The sequence below is a fragment of the Massiliimicrobium timonense genome (assembly GCF_002160865.1).
Classification (GTDB): domain Bacteria; phylum Bacillota_I; class Bacilli_A; order Erysipelotrichales; family Coprobacillaceae; genus Allocoprobacillus.
On record NZ_NFLJ01000001.1, the window covers coordinates 47,703 to 66,594 of the forward strand.

An 18,892-nucleotide genomic window follows, 5' to 3' on the forward strand; every position below is an offset into this window, starting at 1 on the left:
ATGCAAAGTAAACAGATTGTTGTTTTAGGATTAGGTGTATTTGGTTCAACAATTACCAAAACATTATCTCAATATGGGTGTGAAGTTGTTGCTGTAGATAAATGCCCTGAATGTGTACAAAGAGTATCTGAATTTGCCACAAAGGCTGTCATTGGTGATATTACTGATAAACAGTTTTTGGTTGATTTAGGTCTTGAAGAATTTGATGTCGGAATTGTCGCTATTGGTAATCATTTGGAAGAAAGTCTTTTAGGTGTTTTAAATCTTAAAGAAATTGGTATTCCTTATATCATTGCAAAGGCTAAGAATAAAACATTTAAAGCCATTTTAGAGAAAATTGGAGCTGATCGTATTATTCGTCCAGAAAAGGAAATGGGTGAAAGAGTTGCTCGTACACTATTGAGAAAGAATATTACAGATTTAGTAGAACTTGATGAAAATTATAGTCTTGTGGAAATGAAAGTCCCTCAAGCATGGGTTGGTCATACATTATCTTCTTTGGACTTAAGAAAGAAATATGGTATTAATATTTTAGGTCAACGTGATATGGAAACACAAAAGATTGAATTATCTGTCAATCCGGAATATGTTTTACGTATGAATGATCATTTCTTAATGGTAGCTGAAACTGAGAAGATTGAAAGATTTGATTATTTGATTGTTTAAAATAGAGTTATTTTATGTCTATTGATGTCAAAAAGATATTGGCAAATGACTTATTAAATCTTTGTCAGAAACAATCTTTGCAATCAATAACAGTTTCTCAGTTATTAAAAGAAACAGGTGTGAGCAGACAGACTTTTTATAATCATTTTAAAGATAAGAATGATTTGATCTGTTATATTTATGATACTTATATCGTTCCTGATTTTGATGAACACCATATGGATATTGATTTTTATGAATCATTATTACAGACTTTTCAAAATATCAAAAAATATCATAAATTTATGAAACAGGCTTGTCAAATAGAAGGACAGAACTGTTTAAAAGATTATATTGTGGAACATTGTCAGCAGTTTGATTTAAAGTGGCATCAAAATCTCTATGGTTCAGATCCTATGCCAGATGATTTAAAGTTTGCGACAATCTATCATGCTAATGCTTCAAGCAGTATGACATTGTCTTGGATTCTTTCTAATATGCCTGTGCCATGTGAAGAAATTGTTGATATGATTGTTCAAATGAGAGGTTTAGGTATGGACAAATTGTTTCATTCAAGTGCAAATTATTTAGGAAGTCCTTATCAGAAAATAGACAAAAAATAAAAAATGTCCATTTTTGGACAAAATGAAAAATTTATAAATGGGAATCTCCTATCTTTTAGGCTAAAATAAAAGCAGAAAAGAAAGGAGATTTTTTTATGAGAGAAATAGTTATTAATGATAAAGGACAAGCTGTTGCTCCGCAAAGTCAACCAATTATAAAACAAGATTTTTTATCTGATCACAAAACAAGAATATATTGGTTAGGGGGAGCTGGAATCATGGTTCATAGTCATCAGACCAATATCATGATTGATCCAGTTTTAGAAGGTTTTGATATCCCTTTATTGTATCAAGTGCCGATTTTACCTCAAGATGTAGAAAAATTAGATGGTATTTTGATTACCCATATCGATAATGATCATTTTTCTAGACCAACATGCCATCATTTAAAAGATGTCTGCTTACAATATTATGCTCCAAATTATGTTGCAGATGTCATGAATGAAGAAGGATTGAAAACAGAAAAACATGATATCAATGATTGTTTTCAAGTTCAAAATCTATCCGTTCAATTGACACCAGCTTGGCATAATTGGCAAAATGGTTCATCAAAATGGCAATATCGTTATTGGGAAGAAAAAGATTACTGTGGTTATTGGATGGAAACACCGGATGGAACAATCTGGTTACCCGGTGATTCGCGCCTATTAGATAAACATTTGCACATGCCTCAACCTGATGTCATTTTATTTGATTTTGCTGATAATGACTGGCATATCACTTTGAAAGGAGCCATTCAACTAGCAAATACTTATCCTCATGCTGATTTGATCTGCATTCATTGGGGTAGTGTTGATGCTCCTGACATGACACCATTTAATGGCAATCCCCAAGATTTATATCAACATGTCATTAATCCAGAAAGAATTTATGTCTTGGCACCAGGTGAAGCGTATCATTTAAAGGGGTGATATCAATGAAAACATTATATTTACTAAGACATGGTGAAACACTGTTTAACGCTTTGCATAAAATACAGGGCTGGTGTGACTCACCATTAACAAAAAAAGGCATACAACAGGCTAAACAAGCCAAAGAATGGTTTGAAAAGCAGCATATTTGTTTTGATCATGCCTATAGTTCAACAAGTGAAAGATGTTGTGATACTTTAGAAATTATCACATCACTTCCATATCAAAGATGTAAAGGATTAAAAGAGAATAATTATGGTTTATTAGAGGGTGAACATGATTATTTGGCTGAAAATGATCCACAAAAATGTGCGACTTATTACTTACAGTTTGGTGGTGAATCTAATGAAACATTAAAAGAAAGAATGGTTAAAACATTGACGGATATTATGGAAAAAGAAGATCATCATTCTGTTTTAGCAGTGAGTCATGGTGGGGCTTGTTTTAATTTTTTACGTGCCTGGCAAGATCCTACAGAAGAATTAAAGAAAGGATTTGGTAATTGTTGTATTTTTATTTATGAGTATGAAAATCATTGTTTTTATCTCAAAGATATCATAAGACAGGAGGAATCATAGTGGAATATGTACAGTTAGGAACGAGTGATTTAAAGGTTTCAAAAGTTTGTTTAGGATGTATGGGATTTGGTGATCCTCATAAGGGAATGCATTCATGGACATTGCCTTATGAACAATCAAAGAAAATCATTCATTATGCATTGGATCAAGGTATTAATTTTTTTGATACAGCAATGGCTTATCAAGGTGGAAGCAGTGAAGAATACTTAGGGAGAGCCATTCGTGAATATGGTTGTCGAGATAATGTTGTGATAGCGACAAAATTTCATGGTCGTACCCTAGAACAGATTCAACAAGGCATCAGTGCAAAAGATCATATTGAAAATTGTTTGAATCAGAGCTTAAAAAGATTACAGATGGATTATGTTGATCTTTATATATTACATGCATGGGATAATAATACGCCTATTGAAGAAACATTGGAAGCTCTTGATGCAATGATTCAACAGGGAAAAATTCGTTATATTGGTGTTTCTAATTGCTATGCATGGCAGATTGCAAAAGCGAATGAAATAGCCAAAGCCAGACATTTACATTCTTTTGTTTCCGTGCAAGGACACTACAATCTTATTTTTAGAGAAGAAGAAAGAGAAATGAAACCCTATTGTGATTTACATCATGTGGCTTTAACACCATACAGTGCTTTAGCTTCTGGACGTTTAGCCAAACATCCGGGTGAACAGTCACAACGTTTAAAAGAAGACACTTATGCAAAAGGAAAATATGATCAAAGTTACAATCAAGATTTACCTATCATCCTAAGAGTTGAAGAATTAGCTCAAAAACATCATGTTTCAATGAGTGAAATTGCTTTATCGTGGCTTATGACCAAAGTCACTGTCCCAATTGTTGGAGCAACAAAATGCTCACATATTGATACAGCTATCCGTGCTGTTGACTGTCATTTGACACCAGATGAGTGTCAATATCTTGAAGCGTGTTATCAACCCCATCATCTAGTCGGTGTCATGGCAGAAAAAAGATGATTTGACATGAATCAAACCATCTTTTTAGGATGAATGAAAATATTGATATTGTGATATTTATCATAATATGTAAAGTAGGCAAAATTAATAATAAGAAGAATCAGTAAAAATAAGATAGCTTTGACAGCAAAGAACAAGTGAAGTATATAAGCTAAAGCTACACCTATATGAAAGCAAAGTAATGTTCCACCAAAGAAACATCCTTTTTTAAGTTTTTCATGTTTGATTTGTAAATCATCAACTAAAAAATATTCAGTTAAAGATACAACTGTCTGTTTGATGTTGTTAGTAGAAAAGATTGTTGAACTAGTATAACCTAAAGCACCTTTAAAAACACACCATTGAAAAGCAGTGACAAAAAAACAGGGATATAAACTCACGATGGGATTAATGTCCTCAGGAATCATTGCTAAAAGTATGACACAGACAATTTCCATATAGAAAACCAGATATTGAAGCTTCCACTTTGTACGATATGTTAAAAATGTAGCTATGATCATTGCAAGAATATAAACGACTACAGCACCTATTCTAATAAGAGAATCTATATAATGACTTCCTAATAGGGCTTTTACCAGATCGATTAAATTGGCTGTCTGGGCAGAGCCAAAAACATTCATCCTCGTAAAAATAGCATAACCACCAAAAAATCCACCAACAATAGCCATCAGATAATGAATAATCACATCATGATAATCATTTTTCATTTTTATACAACTCCTTTAAATGCTTTTTCATTATAGCACTGTCAGTTATTTTCGCAATCTTTGTCTATAAAAAAATAAAAAAACAAGTTGATTTTTATTGTTGAAAGGGCTTTTATTTTATATAATAGAAGTATGAAAAGAGGCGAGATGGGTGTATTATATTTCAACGTATGCTTTGTATGAACTTGTAAAGCAGTTGTTTCATGATGTCAAGGATGTAGATGATATAACTTTATATGCTTACAAAGAAAACAAATGTTGGAAAATTGGTTTTTCTAATGAATATACAGATCAAATTCCTGATGATTCTATCAATCTTCACTATGAATTTAAAGATGGGTTTTTAAAAAATAGCCCTCGTCAGGCAACCGAAGAAATGATGAATAGAATTCGAAGTTACGAACAGGAAATGGTTTCTATATAAGCATGTCAAAGAGCTGGTTACATGTGTTGTAATCAGCTTTTTTATCCATTATAATAAAAAATGAATGAAAGGAAGAAAATGGTATGGAGATTAGAATTTTAAGATATTTTTTAACTGTTGCTAGAGAAGAAAATATTACCAAAGCAGCTAATGTTTTACATATTACACAACCGACATTGTCAAGACAATTAATGCAGCTGGAAGAAGAGTTAAATACGCAATTATTAATCAGAGGTAAAAATAAAATTACTTTAACTGATGCAGGTATGTTATTAAGAAGACGTGCTGAAGAAATTATTGATTTAGCAGATAAAACAGAAAAAGAATTTTTAGAAGCCGATGAATTGATTGCTGGCGAAATATTTGTCGGTGCTGGAGAAATTAATGCTATGCATCTTTTAGGCGATTTTATGATTAAATTTCAACATCGTTATCCTCAAATTAAATATCATTTGTACAGTGGTAATGCTGATGATGTGAAACAAAAAGTTGATCAGGGATTATTAGATATAGGATTATTGACAGAACCTGTTGATGTCGAAAAATATGATTTTGTACGTTTGAATTATCAGGAATCATGGGGCATTCTTGCGCCTAAAGATAGTGCTATAGCAAAAAAAGACTATGTCACACCACAAGATCTTCAAAAATTGCCATTATTAATAGGTCATCGTCAGATTGTTCAAAATGAATTAGCCCATTGGATGGGAATGAATGTTCAAGATTTAAATATTGTAGCAACTTATGATTTAATCTATAATGCTGCTATTTTAGTAGAAAAAGGATTAGGCTATGCTCTTTGTTTAGATAAGATTGTTTATATGTCTAATGATTCTCTTGTGCGTTTTATTCCTTTAAAACCAGCCTATGAAACAGGGGCTGTTATTGTCTGGAAAAAACATCAGGTTTTCTCATTGACAGCTACTCGTTTCATACAGGAACTTTATGATTATTTTCATTAATAATGAATTTATGGAATTGATATCCAATCAAAGATAAGAGTTTATTTCTTGGATTGACGATGCGAATGTTTCCATTGTTTGATTTGTTGAAGTCGCAAAGCGACTTTTTTTTCATGACCTTGTTCAGTAGGGTGATAGTATTCTTTATTTTGTAAAGCTTCTGGTAAACAAGTCATAGTTGTTAATTTGTCTTGGAAATCATGGGCATATTGATAACCTTTTCCATAATTTAAATCTTTCATTAAACGTGTAGGAGCATTGCGTAAATGCAAAGGAACTGGCTCAGCAATGGTTTCTAAGGCATCCTTTTTTGCACTTTCATAAGCCACATATAACGCATTAGACTTTACAGAAAGAGATAAATATGTCACTGCGTGAGTCAAATGAACGCTACATTCTGGCATACCAATGAAATGACATGCCTGATACACCGCAACAGCAATTTCTAAAGCACGGCTATCTGCCATACCGATATCCTCACTGGCAAATCGTACAAGCCTACGGGCAATATAGAGGGGATCTTCACCAGCCTCCAGCATTCTGGCTAACCAGTAGATAGCCCCGTCAACATCACTGTTACGCATCGATTTATGTAAAGCAGAAATTAAGTTATAATGTTCTTCGCCATTTTTGTCATAAAGCAATGATTTTTGACTCGTCATCTGTTCAATGATTTCAGGACTAATCGTTAGTGTCTGGTGATTTTCAGGGGCATTATAGACAGCCATTTCCAAGATATTTAATGCAACACGTGCATCACCATTAGCAAAATGGGCAATCATGGATAAAGTGGATGGTTCAACTTGAATGTTTAAATCACCAAAACCTCGCGGATCATGAATAGCATGATTTAAAAGTTCCAAAATATCATTGACATCTAAAGCATGTAAAACAAAGACTTTACAGCGTGATAATAAAGCAGAATTGATTTCAAATGATGGATTTTCAGTCGTCGCTCCAATGAGGGTTATACTTCCTTGTTCCACATAGGGTAAAAAAGCATCTTGTTGTGCTTTATTAAAGCGATGAATTTCATCAATGAAGACAATAGTTTTGATACCTTGATGTTGTGTTTCAATCGCTTCTTGCATCACTTTTTTAATTTCCTTAATAGCACTATTAACAGCACTGAAATCAATGAAATGAGCATGAGTTGTTTTCGCAATGATTCTTGCCAGTGTGGTTTTACCAACACCGGGAGGTCCCCAGAAAATCATCGAAGGAATTTGGTCGTTTTGAATAAAATGCCATAAAACTTTCCCTTGACCAACAAGATGTTTTTGACCAACATACTCTTCCAATGTTGAAGGCCTTAGACGATGAGCTAGAGGTTCTAAAGATGATTGAATCTTTTGCTTTTTCATAGTTTTCACCAACTTTCTTTTTATATTTTAGCATTTTTAAAGTAAAGTTTCTATAAGTTCATGTTTCGTTCATATGTTCATCATATACTATGCGTGATTTATTGAAATGGGGAGATTATCGTGTTTGGGTATATAGTCATCAATAAACCAGAAATGAAATTTAAAGATTTTGATATTTATCAATCATTTTATTGTGGTTTATGTCGAACAATGCATGATTTATATGGCATTAAGGGACGCGTTGCTTTAAATTATGACATGACTTTTATAGCATTGTTATTATCTGGTTTATATGAACCAGAACATCAAATAAATAGATGTCGATGTTTTTTACATCCAGTTAGAAAACATCTGGAAGTGCATAATCAATATATCGATTATGCAGCTAAAATGACAATTGCTTTAACATATTTAAAATGTGAAGATGACTGGCTGGATGATCAAAAAATGACAAAGCAGCTTTATAAAAAAATACTTGAACATAGTTATCAAAAAGTTAAAGAAGAATATCCACAAAAGATAAAAATAATTGAGGAACAACTTGTTTTGATTCACCAATATGAACAGCAGGAGAGTGTTCATATTGATGATATTTCGGGATGCTTTGGAAAAGTCATGGCAGAAATATGTGCTGTTGAAGATGATATATGGACAGAGCATTTAAGGGAGTTTGGTTTTTTCTTAGGAAAATTTATATATATACTGGATGCTTATGATGATATTGAAAAAGATTTAAAGCATCATACTTTTAATCCTTTTATAGATCAATTTCAACAAGTTGATTTTGAAGAAAAATGTTATCATTTATTAGAAATGATGATTTCAAGAGCAGCAGAAGCTTTTGAATATCTTCCGATTGAGGAAAATGTTGAAATTTTAAGAAATATCATATATAGTGGTGTTTGGAGTCAATATGAATTACGTAAAAAAAGAAGATTGGAGGATAAGAAATAAATGGATCCATATCAGATATTAGGCATTTCTCCAAATGCATCAGATGATGAAGTGAAACATGCCTATCGTACTTTAAGTAAAAAATATCATCCTGATGCTAATATTAACAGTGTGCATCAGGCAGAATATACAGAAAAATTTAAACAAGTTCAAAATGCCTATAAAACGATTATGGATAATCGTAAGAAAGGTTTTACAAATCAGACATATGGGCAACAGCATTCCCAGTCATCATATCAGTATCAAGGAAATGATCAGGCTGCTTTTCAAGATGTTGCAGCATATATTCAGGCAGGTCGTTATCAGGATGCTCTTTCGATTCTTGAACAGATTCGTACACGTTCATCGCTTTGGTTTTATTATAGTGCTTTAGCGATGAATGGAATTGGAAATAATGCTACAGCATTAGAGTATGCCCAAACAGCTGCACAAATGGAACCAGGTAATTTACAATATCTGTTTTTGGTTCAACAATTACAGGCAGGAAGTGGACAATATCGCCAGACACAGCAGACTTATACTTCACCTTATGCGAATATGGCGAATTGTTGTTATTCGTTATTGCTTTTTAATATTTTTATGAATTGTTGTTGTAGATGTTATTAAAGGAGAATGATTTATGAGTAAGATTATTGGTATTGATTTAGGAACAACAAATAGCTGTATGGCATTCATTGAAAATGGAAAAACGTCTATTATTCCTAATAGTGAAGGAGCAAAAACAACACCAAGTATTGTTGCTTTTACAAATGATGGTCAAAGACTTGTAGGAGAGAGCGCAAAAAGACAGGCTATTACAAATCCGATGGGAACAATTGCATCTATTAAGCGTGAAATGGGGACAAATTATAAGAAAAAGATTGGTCATCGTGAATACACACCACAAGAAATTTCTGCGATGATTTTACAGAAGCTAAAACTTGATGCTGAAAATTATCTAGGAGAACCTGTTAAACAGGCGGTTATTACAGTTCCGGCTTATTTTAATGATGCACAACGCCAAGCTACAAAAGATGCTGGAAAAATTGCCGGATTAGAAGTTCTAAGAATTATTAATGAACCGACAGCAGCTGCTTTAGCTTATGGTTTAGAAAATAGCTATGGTCAAAAAATGATGGTTTTTGATTTAGGTGGTGGAACATTTGATGTTTCTATTATTGAAATAGGAAATGGTGTTATTGAAGTTCTTTCGACTTCAGGAGATAATCATCTTGGTGGTGATGATTTTAATGAAGCTTTAGCCCAATATATTTTAACCGAATTTGAAAAAAGTTCTGGTATTTCATTAAAAAATGATTTAATGGCTATGCAACGTGTCAAAGAAGCAGCCGAAAAAGCCAAAATTGAATTATCATCTATGGTTTCTACTGTTGTTTCATTGCCATTTATTACAACGACTGCATCAGGACCACAAAATTTAGAAATGACGATTACCAGAGAAACATTTAATCGTATTACAAAAGATTTGGTTGAAAGAACAATTTTACCAATGCAAAATGCTCTAAATGATGCTCGTTTATTACCGGCAGAATTAAATAAAATCATTCTTGTTGGGGGGTCTTCGCGTATTCCTGCTGTTCAAGATAAGATCAAAGAAGTAACAGGTATTACGCCTAGTAAATCTTTAAATCCTGATGAATGTGTTGCTATGGGAGCTGGAATTCAAGGTGGTAAGTTATCTGGTGATGTGACAGCAATGGGAAATTATAATGTTTTATTACTGGATGTTACACCATTAACATTATCGATTGAAACAGTTGGTGGGGTTGCGACACCATTGATTGACCGTAATACACCTATTCCAACAAGCCACAGTCAGATTTTTACAACATCTGCAAATTTTCAAACACAGGTTGAAATTAATGTCTTACAAGGTGAAAGACCTTTAGCTAAAGATAACAAGAGTCTTGGAAAATTTAAATTGAAGAAAATTAAACGTGCAATGCGTGGTGTTCCACAAATTGAGGTGACTTTTGATATTGATGTTAATGGTATTGTGAGTGTTTCTGCGAAAGATTTAGCAAGTGGAAATATGCAAAGTATTACGATTGAAAATAGTTCGCATATGTCAGATGCAGATATTGAAAGAGCTATTCATGAAGCACAGCAATTTGAACAACAGGATGCCAAAACAAAAGAAAGACTGGTATTTAAAAATGATTTAGAAACATTGATGTTACGTGTTGACAATGCTCTGGCAAAACATCATAAAGAAATTGATAAAACAATCAAATCACAAATCAAAAATGATTTAAGTCAATTAAAGAAAATGACTAAAAAAGTTCAATTTGAAACTTGCCCAGATGCCCAATTCCAAGAAATTAAAGAGGCAAAGCAAAGACTTGAAGATAGTGCGGCTTTCTTATTGACAATGGGAGAATAAAGACATTGCTTGATCAATGTCTTTTTTAAGGAGAAAAATAATGATAGAAATACAATTAGCAAAAGAAGAAGATTTAAAACAACTGGCATATATTGAAGAAGTTTGTTTTCCTGTTAAAGAAGCAGCCACATTGGCTCAATTTCAAAAAAGATTCCAAGCTTTCCCAGAATGTTTTTTGGTTGCAATAGTAGAGGGAAGAATTGTTGGTTTTATCAATGGGGCTATGATTGCTAAACAGACATTATCAGATGAAATGTATGAAGACACATCTTATCATAATGTTTTTCACGCTTATCAAAGTGTTTATGGCTTAGCTGTTTTACCGGCTTTTAGACATATGGGAATTGCTAAAAAATTAATGCAATTTTTTATAGATTTATCAAAAAGTCGTCAAAAGAAAGGAATGGTATTGACTTGTAAAGAAACATTAATACCTTTTTATCAACAATGTGGTTATACTTGCCTTGGTGTTTCTCACTCCATTCATGGTGGAGCAAAATGGTATGATATGATTTTTGAGTTTGATTTACCATCTTCTCTTTTTATTCCCATGCAATTTTATCATTTAAAAGAAGCAGCAATCCTATTTCAACAATGTTTTGATAATGAACCATGGAATGAGCAATGGACATATCAACAGGCATATCAGCATTTAGAAGAAATGTTGTCTTCACCCTATACGTTAGCCTACGTATTATACCAAAATGGACAATTTATTGGAATGATTGTAGGCCATCAAATGACTTATATGGATAAGCAAGTATTATGCATTGATGAGCTTTGTGTATGCCCACAACTTCATGGACAGCATATAGGAAGTCAACTTCTTGATTATATCAAAGAAGAATGTCATAAAAGAAAAATACAAAAAATTGTCTTACAAACAATACGTAGTTATTTAAGTGATTATTTCTATAAGTGTCATGGTTTTTATGAACAAGACTATCTTGTCAGTATGACATGTGATATAAAAAATTCTCATGAAATATGAGAATTTTTTTAAAAATAAGTTTTTGTATAAACAACTTTTCCTATAATACGTACAGGAAGTGTTGCGACTTCTTCATTAGAAAAATAGCGATTTTCTACAAGTGGATTCGTTGCTTCCAAAATAAGCATGTCAGGTTTTTTGATAATACGTTTAACAGTGACTTCTTCACCACCAATCATAACCACTGCAATATCACCTGTAGAAACATATGAACATTGTTTAATAAGAGCTAAATCACCATCCATAATACCAGAACCTGTCATTGAGTCACCTTGAATTTGTAGAAAATAATCTCCTTTATAAAAATCTTCTTCAGTGACTTCTTCTTCACCCATATAATTATTTTCACCATACATATCATATCCAGCTTTTGCATAACCTAAGATGGGACGTTTCAAATGAATAGAAGTACCTTTGATGATAGGTTCTACATCATAACCTAAAAGATCGTTTAAACGTTTAAGTGTTTCATCTTGAATACGTTTGACATCACCAGAAATCCAACGACTGACGGTTGATTTTGTTACACCAAGCTTTTGAGCAATTTCATCATTTGTTAACTGGAATCTATATTTATAATCTTTAATAATATCTTTCAGTTCCATAGTATTCCTCCTATATGCATATTATAATATAAAATACATCAAAAATAAATAAAAAACAAAAAAATATAAAAGAAGTTGCATAAAATAGTTGAAATATGCAACATCATCTATTATAATAAAAGCGAGGAGTGAGAGATATGTTAAAAACATTTGTGGGATATATAGACTTGAAAGATGTTATACATCAAATTGAAGAAAATAAAAAGAAAGAAATGAAAAAGAGATTACATCATCAAAACTTTGATTGTATTTGTGAAGATTATGTTTTCTATACAGAAAAAATAAAAAATGTTTTATTTGAATATTGCAATGATGTCTTTATCAAAAATGACAATGATCTTTACTTTGATATGACACATTCACAATTATTATTTGATGGGGATATGAATGAAGTCATGAAGTCTATTGCTTTTCAAATAGATAGCGAATATCATATTCATATAAATATAGCAATGAGCTTTCATCAAGATTTTGCAAAGTGGATTTATCATCACTGTCAAGATCAATATCGTATGCTTGATTATCATCAGGCTCAAAGAATATTTGGAAAAAATCTTTGCCAGAGCAAAATGCAGGAAATGAAGATATCAACAAGAGAAATTTTGACCCTTCCACAATTATTTGGTGAAGATGATCAAACAGTTTTTTCGTGCTATGATGATGCATGTTGCATTGGGGAAAGATTAACAAAAAAACTTGTTTCACAACTTAAAGAAAAAGATTATGGTATTCGTCATATTCAAATTCAGTACTACGATGACAATTTAAAAATTTATAAGGAAGAAAAACAGTTAAGGAATTATACAAATATTTACAACGAAATCTATTATACTGTTATGCAGCTTTTGGAAAATATCTCTTATCAGAAAACATATTTTGGATTGAAAATATTATTAAGTGATTTTGAAGATTATCAAGAAAAAACGGATATTTTCAATGTCAAAAAAACATCCTTCTTAGAAAAATGGATAAGCCTGAAACCTCATTATCATTTTTTACCAGAAAACAGATTCTTTAAAAATACAGTTGAGTTCTGATGTTATCTCGATAAGGAGAGTAGAACTATGTGTGATATGGATCATGTTTTAAAAGATATATATACATCGGATACAATTCTCATTCAAGATGAAGAAATGATGCTTGAACAAGTACATATTCGTTATTTTGACTTTATGGATCATATACATGAACGTATGATTGATGGAAAAGTCACTTTGACAGATGAAGAAATTGAGGATTTAGAAGATTGTGTCAATGAGTTTGCATTTGAATATGGTTTTATTCAGTTTAAACGTGGTATTCATCTGGCCACAGCTATTGAACACGCATAATACTTAATTAATGGATTAAAAAAGCAGGAAATGAGCTTAAAGATTTTCATTTCCTGTTTTTGTATGTTTGTAAACTTTTTGATAAAGAATAAATGCTACACATGTTGCAATCAGTTCTGATAGTGGGAAAGTTAACCAGATGCCATTTAAACCTATAAGGGGTAATAGTATAAATGATAAAGGAATGATAATAACAAATTGTCTTGTGAGTGTAATCATTAATGAAACAGGTCCTTTTCCTAATGATTCAAAAACACTGGACATAACAATGGCGAATGTTGAAAAAATAAAACTTAAAGATAAAATACGTAAACCAGTTGTTCCAATAGTTAACATATCTTGATTCGCATTAAATAATTGTAATATTGGTGATGGGAAAATAAAGAATAGACATGTTCCTAACAATAAGATAAAACCAATAGTTAAAGTTGCCATTTTTAATGTTTGATCCATGCGGTCTTTTTGATTAGCGCCATAATTATAACTCATGATTGGACGCATTCCCTGTACAACACCAGTGGTAGGCATATTGACAAAGGTTTGAAGTTTATAATAAACACCAAAAAATGCAACAGCTGTCTGTGATACAGAGGCAAGGATTCCATTGAGTGCTGAAACAAGAACAGATGGTAAACACATCATAACTCCAGATGGTATAGCAATCGAGTATAGTTGCTTAAATGTTGCCCAGTTGATATGAAAATGACGGAAAGATATATGAATATGTGAGTTATAACGTGAAAAAAGATAAACAGATAAGAAACAGGCACTAAATTGTCCAATCACGGTTGCGAGAGCGGCACCACTAACACCTAAGGCTGGAAAACCAAAATAACCAAAAATCATGATTGGATCTAAAATGATATTGATGATTGCACCAACCATTTGCATAATCATGGGAATAATCATGTTTCCACATGCCTGAAACATTTTTTCAATTGCTAAATGAATAAATGTTGAAAAAGTCAATGTAATGACAATCACACCATATTCCTGTCCATAACGAATAACCTCTGGATTTTGGGTAAAAAGCGTCATAAAAGGTTGAATGAAAAATAATCCTAATATAACAAATAATAAAGAATGAAGAAGTGTCATCACGATTCCTTGACTGGCAACAAAAGAGGCTTCTTGATGATTATGGGCACCTAAGTGTCTGGCAATCAAAGCATTCATTGCAATACCTACTCCACAAGAAAAAGCCAGTGATAAATTTTGCAGGGGATAAATCAGTGATACTGCGGTTAGAGCTGACTCTCCCAGTTGAGCAACAAAGATACTATCAATAATATTGTATAAAGATTGAATAAGCATTGAAATCATTGGCGGAAAGGCCATTGACATCAAAAGGGGAAATATGGGTTTATATCCCATAGGATTTCTTTTTTCCATAAATATAATTCTCCTTTCATAAAAAAAGCCATAGATTTTTCTATTTATAAATCAGAAATAGAGAAATCTATAGCTTTTCAGCATAAATTATTTTATAGAAAAAAAGAAAAATGTCAAATACTTTTGTTGGAAATTTATCCTTTTTATGGTAAAATAATGTCGAAATATGAAACAAAACCAACTATAAAAATATCTATGAAAGGGGAAATAAAGATGTTTTTATATGTCTGGTTTTTTATTTTAGGAACAATTGTTGGAAGTTTTTTTCAACTATGTATGGATCGTTTACCGTTAGGATTAGATGTGATAAAAGGACGAAGTTTTTGCTTTCGTTGTTTTCATCCTCTACAATGGAAAGATTTAATTCCCGTTATGAGTTTTGTTTTATTAAAAGGAAGATGTCGTTATTGTCAACGTCGTATTTCTTTACGTTATCCTTTATTTGAAATATTAAGTGGGTTATTACTTGTATTCATGGTATATTATATCACGCCAATGGGGAAAGCTTTTCTTCTTTATTTATTAATAATGGATTTTATTACATTAACAGTTATTGATAAAAAATGGCAAATTATACCTGATTTTACGCTTTTATTAGAAGCTGTTCTTACCATTGGTTTAATATTTTATATTGATGTTCCGTTTTATGAAAGGATTATAGGAATGTTCATTATTAGTTTACCTATGTTTTTAATGAATCAATGGGTTATAGAAAGCTTCGGTGGTGGTGATATCAAACTGATGTTTATCAGTGGTTTTTTGTTGGGATATGTTCATATTCTATTAGCTTTTTGTATTGCAGTTATTGTTGGAGGACTATATGCATGGTATTTACTTATCCGTCGAAAAGCACATCGTCATAGCCATATTGCTTTTGGTGGTTTCTTATGTCTGGGAATCCTTGTTTCATTGTTTTATGGAGAATTGATTTTATCTTTTTGTTTTCTTTGATTTGTTTTATTTCAAAAATAATTTTTAATATTTATTTATTTGCTAAAATGATTGACATTATTTTAATCTTATGATATTTTATAAAAAAGAAACCGACGAGTGGGAGATAAAACTTAAAGATGTGCTTTTAGAGAGTCTAGGATGGTGAAAGCTAGATAGTGGCAGTTAAGTAAATGGACCCACGAGGGCAAAGGGGAAAGGCAACGAGTATCCTGCGACGTGAGCTCACGTTATCGAGCAAAAATGTGTTGGCATTTTAATGAGTGGGTTATTTTCATAACCAATAAAGGTGGTACCGCAGATGATAACATCTGTCCTTTGATGGACAGATGTTTTTTGTTTAGATGCCAATGAGAAAGGAGAATGGTTATGTTTTTGAAGCGATGGTGTCTTTCTTTAATGTAAAAATGAATACAATAAAGAAAGGTGAGGAAAATGATGAAGAAGATATATAAACAAATTTTATTAGCATTGAGCGTCTTATTGATGGTAGGATGTCAAAATACAAATACAAAAATGAAAAAAGTTGCTATTATACAATATATGGAACATGCATCTTTAGATACGATTAAAGCGTCTTTTGATCAACAAATGGAAAATTTAGGATATAAAGATGGTGAAAATGTCGAATATATTTTTAAAAATGCACAAGGAGATAACAATATTGCAGCAAGTATTACCCAAACATTTCAGTCTGAAGATGCAGACGTTGTCGTAGCTATTGCAACACCTGTTGCTCAATCTGTGGCATCACTTTCAAAAACAACACCAATCGTTTTTGCAGCAGTCAGTGACCCAATTGGTGCAAAGTTGACAACTTCTTTAGAACATCCTGATAAAAATATAACAGGAACGAGTGATGAAATACAGGTCGATCTTATTCTTGATAGAGCTTTACAGTTACAGCCAGATTTAAAAACTTTAGGTGTTATTTACAATAAAGGGGAAGCCAATTCAGTAACGAATATTCAAAAGGCAAAAGATTATGCCAAGACACATCATTTAACAATCAAAGAAGCAACGATTACTAATGTGAATGAAGTGCAAAGTGCTATTGATGTGCTAGCAAATCAATGTGATGCTGTGTTTGCTCCTAATGATAATACTGTTGCCAGTGCAATGAATGTGGTGAGTCATGCCTGTATAGAAGCGAAAGTGCCTCTTTATGTAGGTGCTGATTCAATGGTTCAAGAGGGTGGTTTTTTAAGTGTTGGTATTAATTATGAAGATTTAGGAAAAGAAACAGCAAATATGGTTGATCAGGTTTTAAATGGAACACCGGTAAGTGATATTCCTGTAAAAGTTTTTAAAGATGATTTAAATGTTTATGTAAATGAAGATGTCGTGAATGAATTAGACATGACATTACCTGAAACACTTTTACAGGATAAAGCATTACAATTGATGTAGGGGTGAAAATGATGAATCAGGTTATTATTATTGGGGCATTAGAATTAGGTGGCATATTTTCGATAATGTCTTTAGGATTATATATTAGTTATAAAATTTTAAACTTACCCGATTTAACGGTGGATGGAAGCTTTACATTAGGTTGTGCTGTCAGTGCAGTGATGACATTATCTGGTCATCCTGTCATTGGTTTGATTTTAGCGTTTATTTCTGGTTTATTAGCAGGGCTGGTGACAGGTGTTTTAACAACCAAATTAAAGATAGCGTCTTTACTGGCAGGAATTTTGACAATGACTGGGCTTTATTCTGTGAATCTCAAAATTATGAATGATTCACCTAACATTTCTTTGTTTGATTGTTCAACAGTGTTTACACCCTTATCTGCTTTTGGAGAGTATGGCATTCTTTTGTTCATTACAGTTGTCGTTATTGTGGTGGCATTGTGTCTTCACTATTTTTTAAAAACCCAGTTTGGCTTAGCCTTACGTGCTTGTGGTGATAATGAAGATATGGTCAAAGCTTCTTCTATTGATGTCGATGTCATGAAAATGATTGGGCTTTCTCTCGCTAATGGACTAGTTTCTTTATCAGGAGCTATCTATGCCCAACATCAAGCTTTTAGTGATAGTCAAAGTGGAACAGGAATGATGGTTATTGGACTTGCCAGTATTATTATAGGGATGGCTTTTATTAAAAAAGATCAAATTGGTTATCAATTGTTAGCAGTTATTGTGGGATCTGTTATTTATCGTGGTATTTTAACAATCGCATTACAAATAGGGATTCCATCAACAGATTTAAAATTATTATCAGCTATACTTGTTGTAGTGGCTTTAATATTAACAAAAGTCAAGGTGAGGAGGAAAGAGGTATGTTAGAACTTCAAGATATATCAGTTGTTTTTCATCCTAAAACAATCAATGAAAAAGTTGCTTTATCACATATCAATTTTCGCATTGAAGATGGTGATTTTGTCACTATTATTGGGAGTAATGGGGCAGGGAAATCGACGTTGTTCCAGACAATCAGTGGGGCCGTTACCCCTTATCACGGACATATCTTTCTTAATCAGCAGGACATCACTTCATTAAAGGAACATAAGCGTTCCCGTTTTATTGGTCGTCTTTTTCAAGACCCACTTAAAGGAACGGCTCCATCTTTGACGATTGCAGAAAATCTGGCATTGGCTGGATGTCAAGGGCATTACTTTCATTTAAGACCCATTTTAGCTAAACAACGTCAACAGATGTACATGGCTTTAAAAGAATTAAATCTAGGATTAGAAGAACGTATGGACACAAAGGTCGGCGTTCTTTCAGGAGGACAGCGACAAGCTTTATCGTTGTTGATGGCAACTTATGCAAAACCACAACTTTTATTGCTTGATGAACATACAGCAGCTTTAGATCCCCAAACCGCTTCAAAGGTTTTAGAACTCACAGCCAAGATTGTTAAAAAATATCATATGACAACATTAATGGTGACCCATAATATGCAAGATGCTTTAACTTATGGACAAAAAATTATGATTATGAAAGAGGGCCAAATCATTGATGTGATTGATAGAGAACGTAAAAAAGACTTGACAGTTGAACAACTGATTCATCTCTATTCATCAAAAACACATGATTATAATGATCGTATATTGCTTTAAAGAAAAAAAGATATAGCTATC

21 protein-coding genes and 1 other annotated feature are annotated in these 18,892 nt (G+C 32.4%); of the genes, 17 read left to right on the forward strand and 4 right to left on the reverse strand.

From position 1 onward, the window contains the following. The 5 genes from B5E75_RS00195 to B5E75_RS00215 all read left to right on the forward strand — a co-directional run bounded on the left by B5E75_RS00195 (nucleotide 1) and on the right by B5E75_RS00215 (nucleotide 3,743). Nucleotides 1-666, forward strand: coding sequence for a potassium channel family protein (locus tag B5E75_RS00195; protein WP_087356813.1), 666 nt, complete (start codon nucleotides 1-3; stop codon nucleotides 664-666). Nucleotides 667-680: 14 nt separating this feature from the next. Beyond that, nucleotides 681-1,268 carry a TetR/AcrR family transcriptional regulator C-terminal domain-containing protein gene (locus B5E75_RS00200; protein WP_087356814.1) on the forward strand — a complete coding sequence of 196 codons (588 nt, stop codon included), beginning with the start codon at nucleotides 681-683 and terminating at the stop codon, nucleotides 1,266-1,268. 95 nt (nucleotides 1,269-1,363) lie between these two features. Next, on the forward strand, nucleotides 1,364-2,179 hold the full coding sequence (locus B5E75_RS00205; RefSeq protein ID WP_087356815.1) for an MBL fold metallo-hydrolase: 816 nt from the start codon (nucleotides 1,364-1,366) through the stop codon (nucleotides 2,177-2,179). A 5-nt stretch (nucleotides 2,180-2,184) separates the two neighbouring features. Beyond that, entirely contained in the window at nucleotides 2,185-2,757 is a 573-nt protein-coding gene (locus tag B5E75_RS00210) for a histidine phosphatase family protein (RefSeq protein WP_087356816.1), read from the forward strand. After that, nucleotides 2,757-3,743, forward strand: coding sequence for an aldo/keto reductase (locus tag B5E75_RS00215; RefSeq protein ID WP_087356817.1), 987 nt, complete (start codon nucleotides 2,757-2,759; stop codon nucleotides 3,741-3,743). The genes B5E75_RS00210 and B5E75_RS00215 overlap by 1 nt, the downstream gene beginning before the upstream one ends. A gap of 11 nt (nucleotides 3,744-3,754) precedes the next feature. Here the strand turns inward: B5E75_RS00215 and B5E75_RS00220 are convergent, their stop codons facing one another. Beyond that, the gene (locus B5E75_RS00220; RefSeq protein ID WP_087356818.1) at nucleotides 3,755-4,450 is read right to left on the reverse strand and encodes a YoaK family protein; all 696 of its coding nucleotides are present in this window, start codon (nucleotides 4,448-4,450) and stop codon (nucleotides 3,755-3,757) included. A 151-nt stretch (nucleotides 4,451-4,601) separates the two neighbouring features. Here B5E75_RS00220 and B5E75_RS00225 point away from each other — a divergent pair, with 151 nt between their 5' ends. Beyond that, entirely contained in the window at nucleotides 4,602-4,874 is a 273-nt protein-coding gene (locus tag B5E75_RS00225) for a hypothetical protein (RefSeq protein WP_087356819.1), read from the forward strand. An 83-nt stretch (nucleotides 4,875-4,957) separates the two neighbouring features. After that, nucleotides 4,958-5,836 (forward strand): LysR family transcriptional regulator, encoded by an 879-nt coding sequence (locus B5E75_RS00230; RefSeq protein ID WP_087356820.1) that lies wholly within the window; start codon nucleotides 4,958-4,960, stop codon nucleotides 5,834-5,836. 41 nt (nucleotides 5,837-5,877) lie between these two features. On the opposite strand, the gene B5E75_RS00235 is transcribed toward B5E75_RS00230, so the two are convergent. Continuing rightward, a complete protein-coding gene (locus tag B5E75_RS00235; protein ID WP_087356821.1) occupies nucleotides 5,878-7,200 on the reverse strand; it encodes a replication-associated recombination protein A in 1,323 nt (440 codons plus the stop codon). A 120-nt stretch (nucleotides 7,201-7,320) separates the two neighbouring features. Here B5E75_RS00235 and B5E75_RS00240 point away from each other — a divergent pair, with 120 nt between their 5' ends. Genes B5E75_RS00240 through B5E75_RS14490 form a run of 4 tightly spaced genes read left to right on the forward strand, consistent with a single transcriptional unit; the run spans nucleotide 7,321 to nucleotide 11,528 of the window. Then, nucleotides 7,321-8,154 (forward strand): DUF5685 family protein, encoded by an 834-nt coding sequence (locus B5E75_RS00240; protein WP_087356822.1) that lies wholly within the window; start codon nucleotides 7,321-7,323, stop codon nucleotides 8,152-8,154. Beyond that, entirely contained in the window at nucleotides 8,155-8,760 is a 606-nt protein-coding gene (locus B5E75_RS00245; RefSeq protein ID WP_087356823.1) for a J domain-containing protein, read from the forward strand. It abuts the gene before it with no gap. A 13-nt stretch (nucleotides 8,761-8,773) separates the two neighbouring features. After that, nucleotides 8,774-10,537: a molecular chaperone DnaK gene (dnaK, locus tag B5E75_RS00250; protein WP_087356824.1), complete on the forward strand. Its 1,764-nt coding sequence runs from the start codon at nucleotides 8,774-8,776 to the stop codon at nucleotides 10,535-10,537. Between the two features lie 40 nt (nucleotides 10,538-10,577). After that, the gene (locus tag B5E75_RS14490; RefSeq protein ID WP_162607608.1) at nucleotides 10,578-11,528 is read left to right on the forward strand and encodes a GNAT family N-acetyltransferase; all 951 of its coding nucleotides are present in this window, start codon (nucleotides 10,578-10,580) and stop codon (nucleotides 11,526-11,528) included. Nucleotides 11,529-11,536: 8 nt separating this feature from the next. On the opposite strand, the gene B5E75_RS00260 is transcribed toward B5E75_RS14490, so the two are convergent. Beyond that, nucleotides 11,537-12,133 (reverse strand): LexA family protein, encoded by a 597-nt coding sequence (locus B5E75_RS00260; protein ID WP_087356825.1) that lies wholly within the window; start codon nucleotides 12,131-12,133, stop codon nucleotides 11,537-11,539. A 137-nt stretch (nucleotides 12,134-12,270) separates the two neighbouring features. Here B5E75_RS00260 and B5E75_RS00265 point away from each other — a divergent pair, with 137 nt between their 5' ends. Continuing rightward, nucleotides 12,271-13,170 (forward strand): DinB/UmuC family translesion DNA polymerase, encoded by a 900-nt coding sequence (locus tag B5E75_RS00265; RefSeq protein WP_087356826.1) that lies wholly within the window; start codon nucleotides 12,271-12,273, stop codon nucleotides 13,168-13,170. A 27-nt stretch (nucleotides 13,171-13,197) separates the two neighbouring features. Then, the gene (locus tag B5E75_RS00270; RefSeq protein ID WP_087356827.1) at nucleotides 13,198-13,464 is read left to right on the forward strand and encodes a hypothetical protein; all 267 of its coding nucleotides are present in this window, start codon (nucleotides 13,198-13,200) and stop codon (nucleotides 13,462-13,464) included. A gap of 36 nt (nucleotides 13,465-13,500) precedes the next feature. On the opposite strand, the gene B5E75_RS00275 is transcribed toward B5E75_RS00270, so the two are convergent. Beyond that, a complete protein-coding gene (locus B5E75_RS00275) occupies nucleotides 13,501-14,856 on the reverse strand; it encodes an MATE family efflux transporter (protein ID WP_087356828.1) in 1,356 nt (451 codons plus the stop codon). Between the two features lie 213 nt (nucleotides 14,857-15,069). Here B5E75_RS00275 and B5E75_RS00280 point away from each other — a divergent pair, with 213 nt between their 5' ends. The 4 genes from B5E75_RS00280 to B5E75_RS00295 all read left to right on the forward strand — a co-directional run bounded on the left by B5E75_RS00280 (nucleotide 15,070) and on the right by B5E75_RS00295 (nucleotide 18,871). After that, nucleotides 15,070-15,807, forward strand: coding sequence for a prepilin peptidase (locus B5E75_RS00280; RefSeq protein ID WP_162607609.1), 738 nt, complete (start codon nucleotides 15,070-15,072; stop codon nucleotides 15,805-15,807). An 86-nt stretch (nucleotides 15,808-15,893) separates the two neighbouring features. Beyond that, nucleotides 15,894-16,129, forward strand: a binding site (T-box leader). 116 nt (nucleotides 16,130-16,245) lie between these two features. Further along, a complete protein-coding gene (locus B5E75_RS00285) occupies nucleotides 16,246-17,217 on the forward strand; it encodes an ABC transporter substrate-binding protein (protein WP_206413945.1) in 972 nt (323 codons plus the stop codon). 11 nt (nucleotides 17,218-17,228) lie between these two features. Further along, entirely contained in the window at nucleotides 17,229-18,095 is an 867-nt protein-coding gene (locus B5E75_RS00290) for an ABC transporter permease (protein ID WP_087356831.1), read from the forward strand. Next, nucleotides 18,089-18,871, forward strand: a complete 783-nt coding sequence (locus B5E75_RS00295; protein ID WP_087356832.1) for an ABC transporter ATP-binding protein — start codon at nucleotides 18,089-18,091, stop codon at nucleotides 18,869-18,871. Before B5E75_RS00290 ends, B5E75_RS00295 begins: the two co-directional genes overlap by 7 nt. Nucleotides 18,872-18,892: the final 21 nt, after the last annotated feature.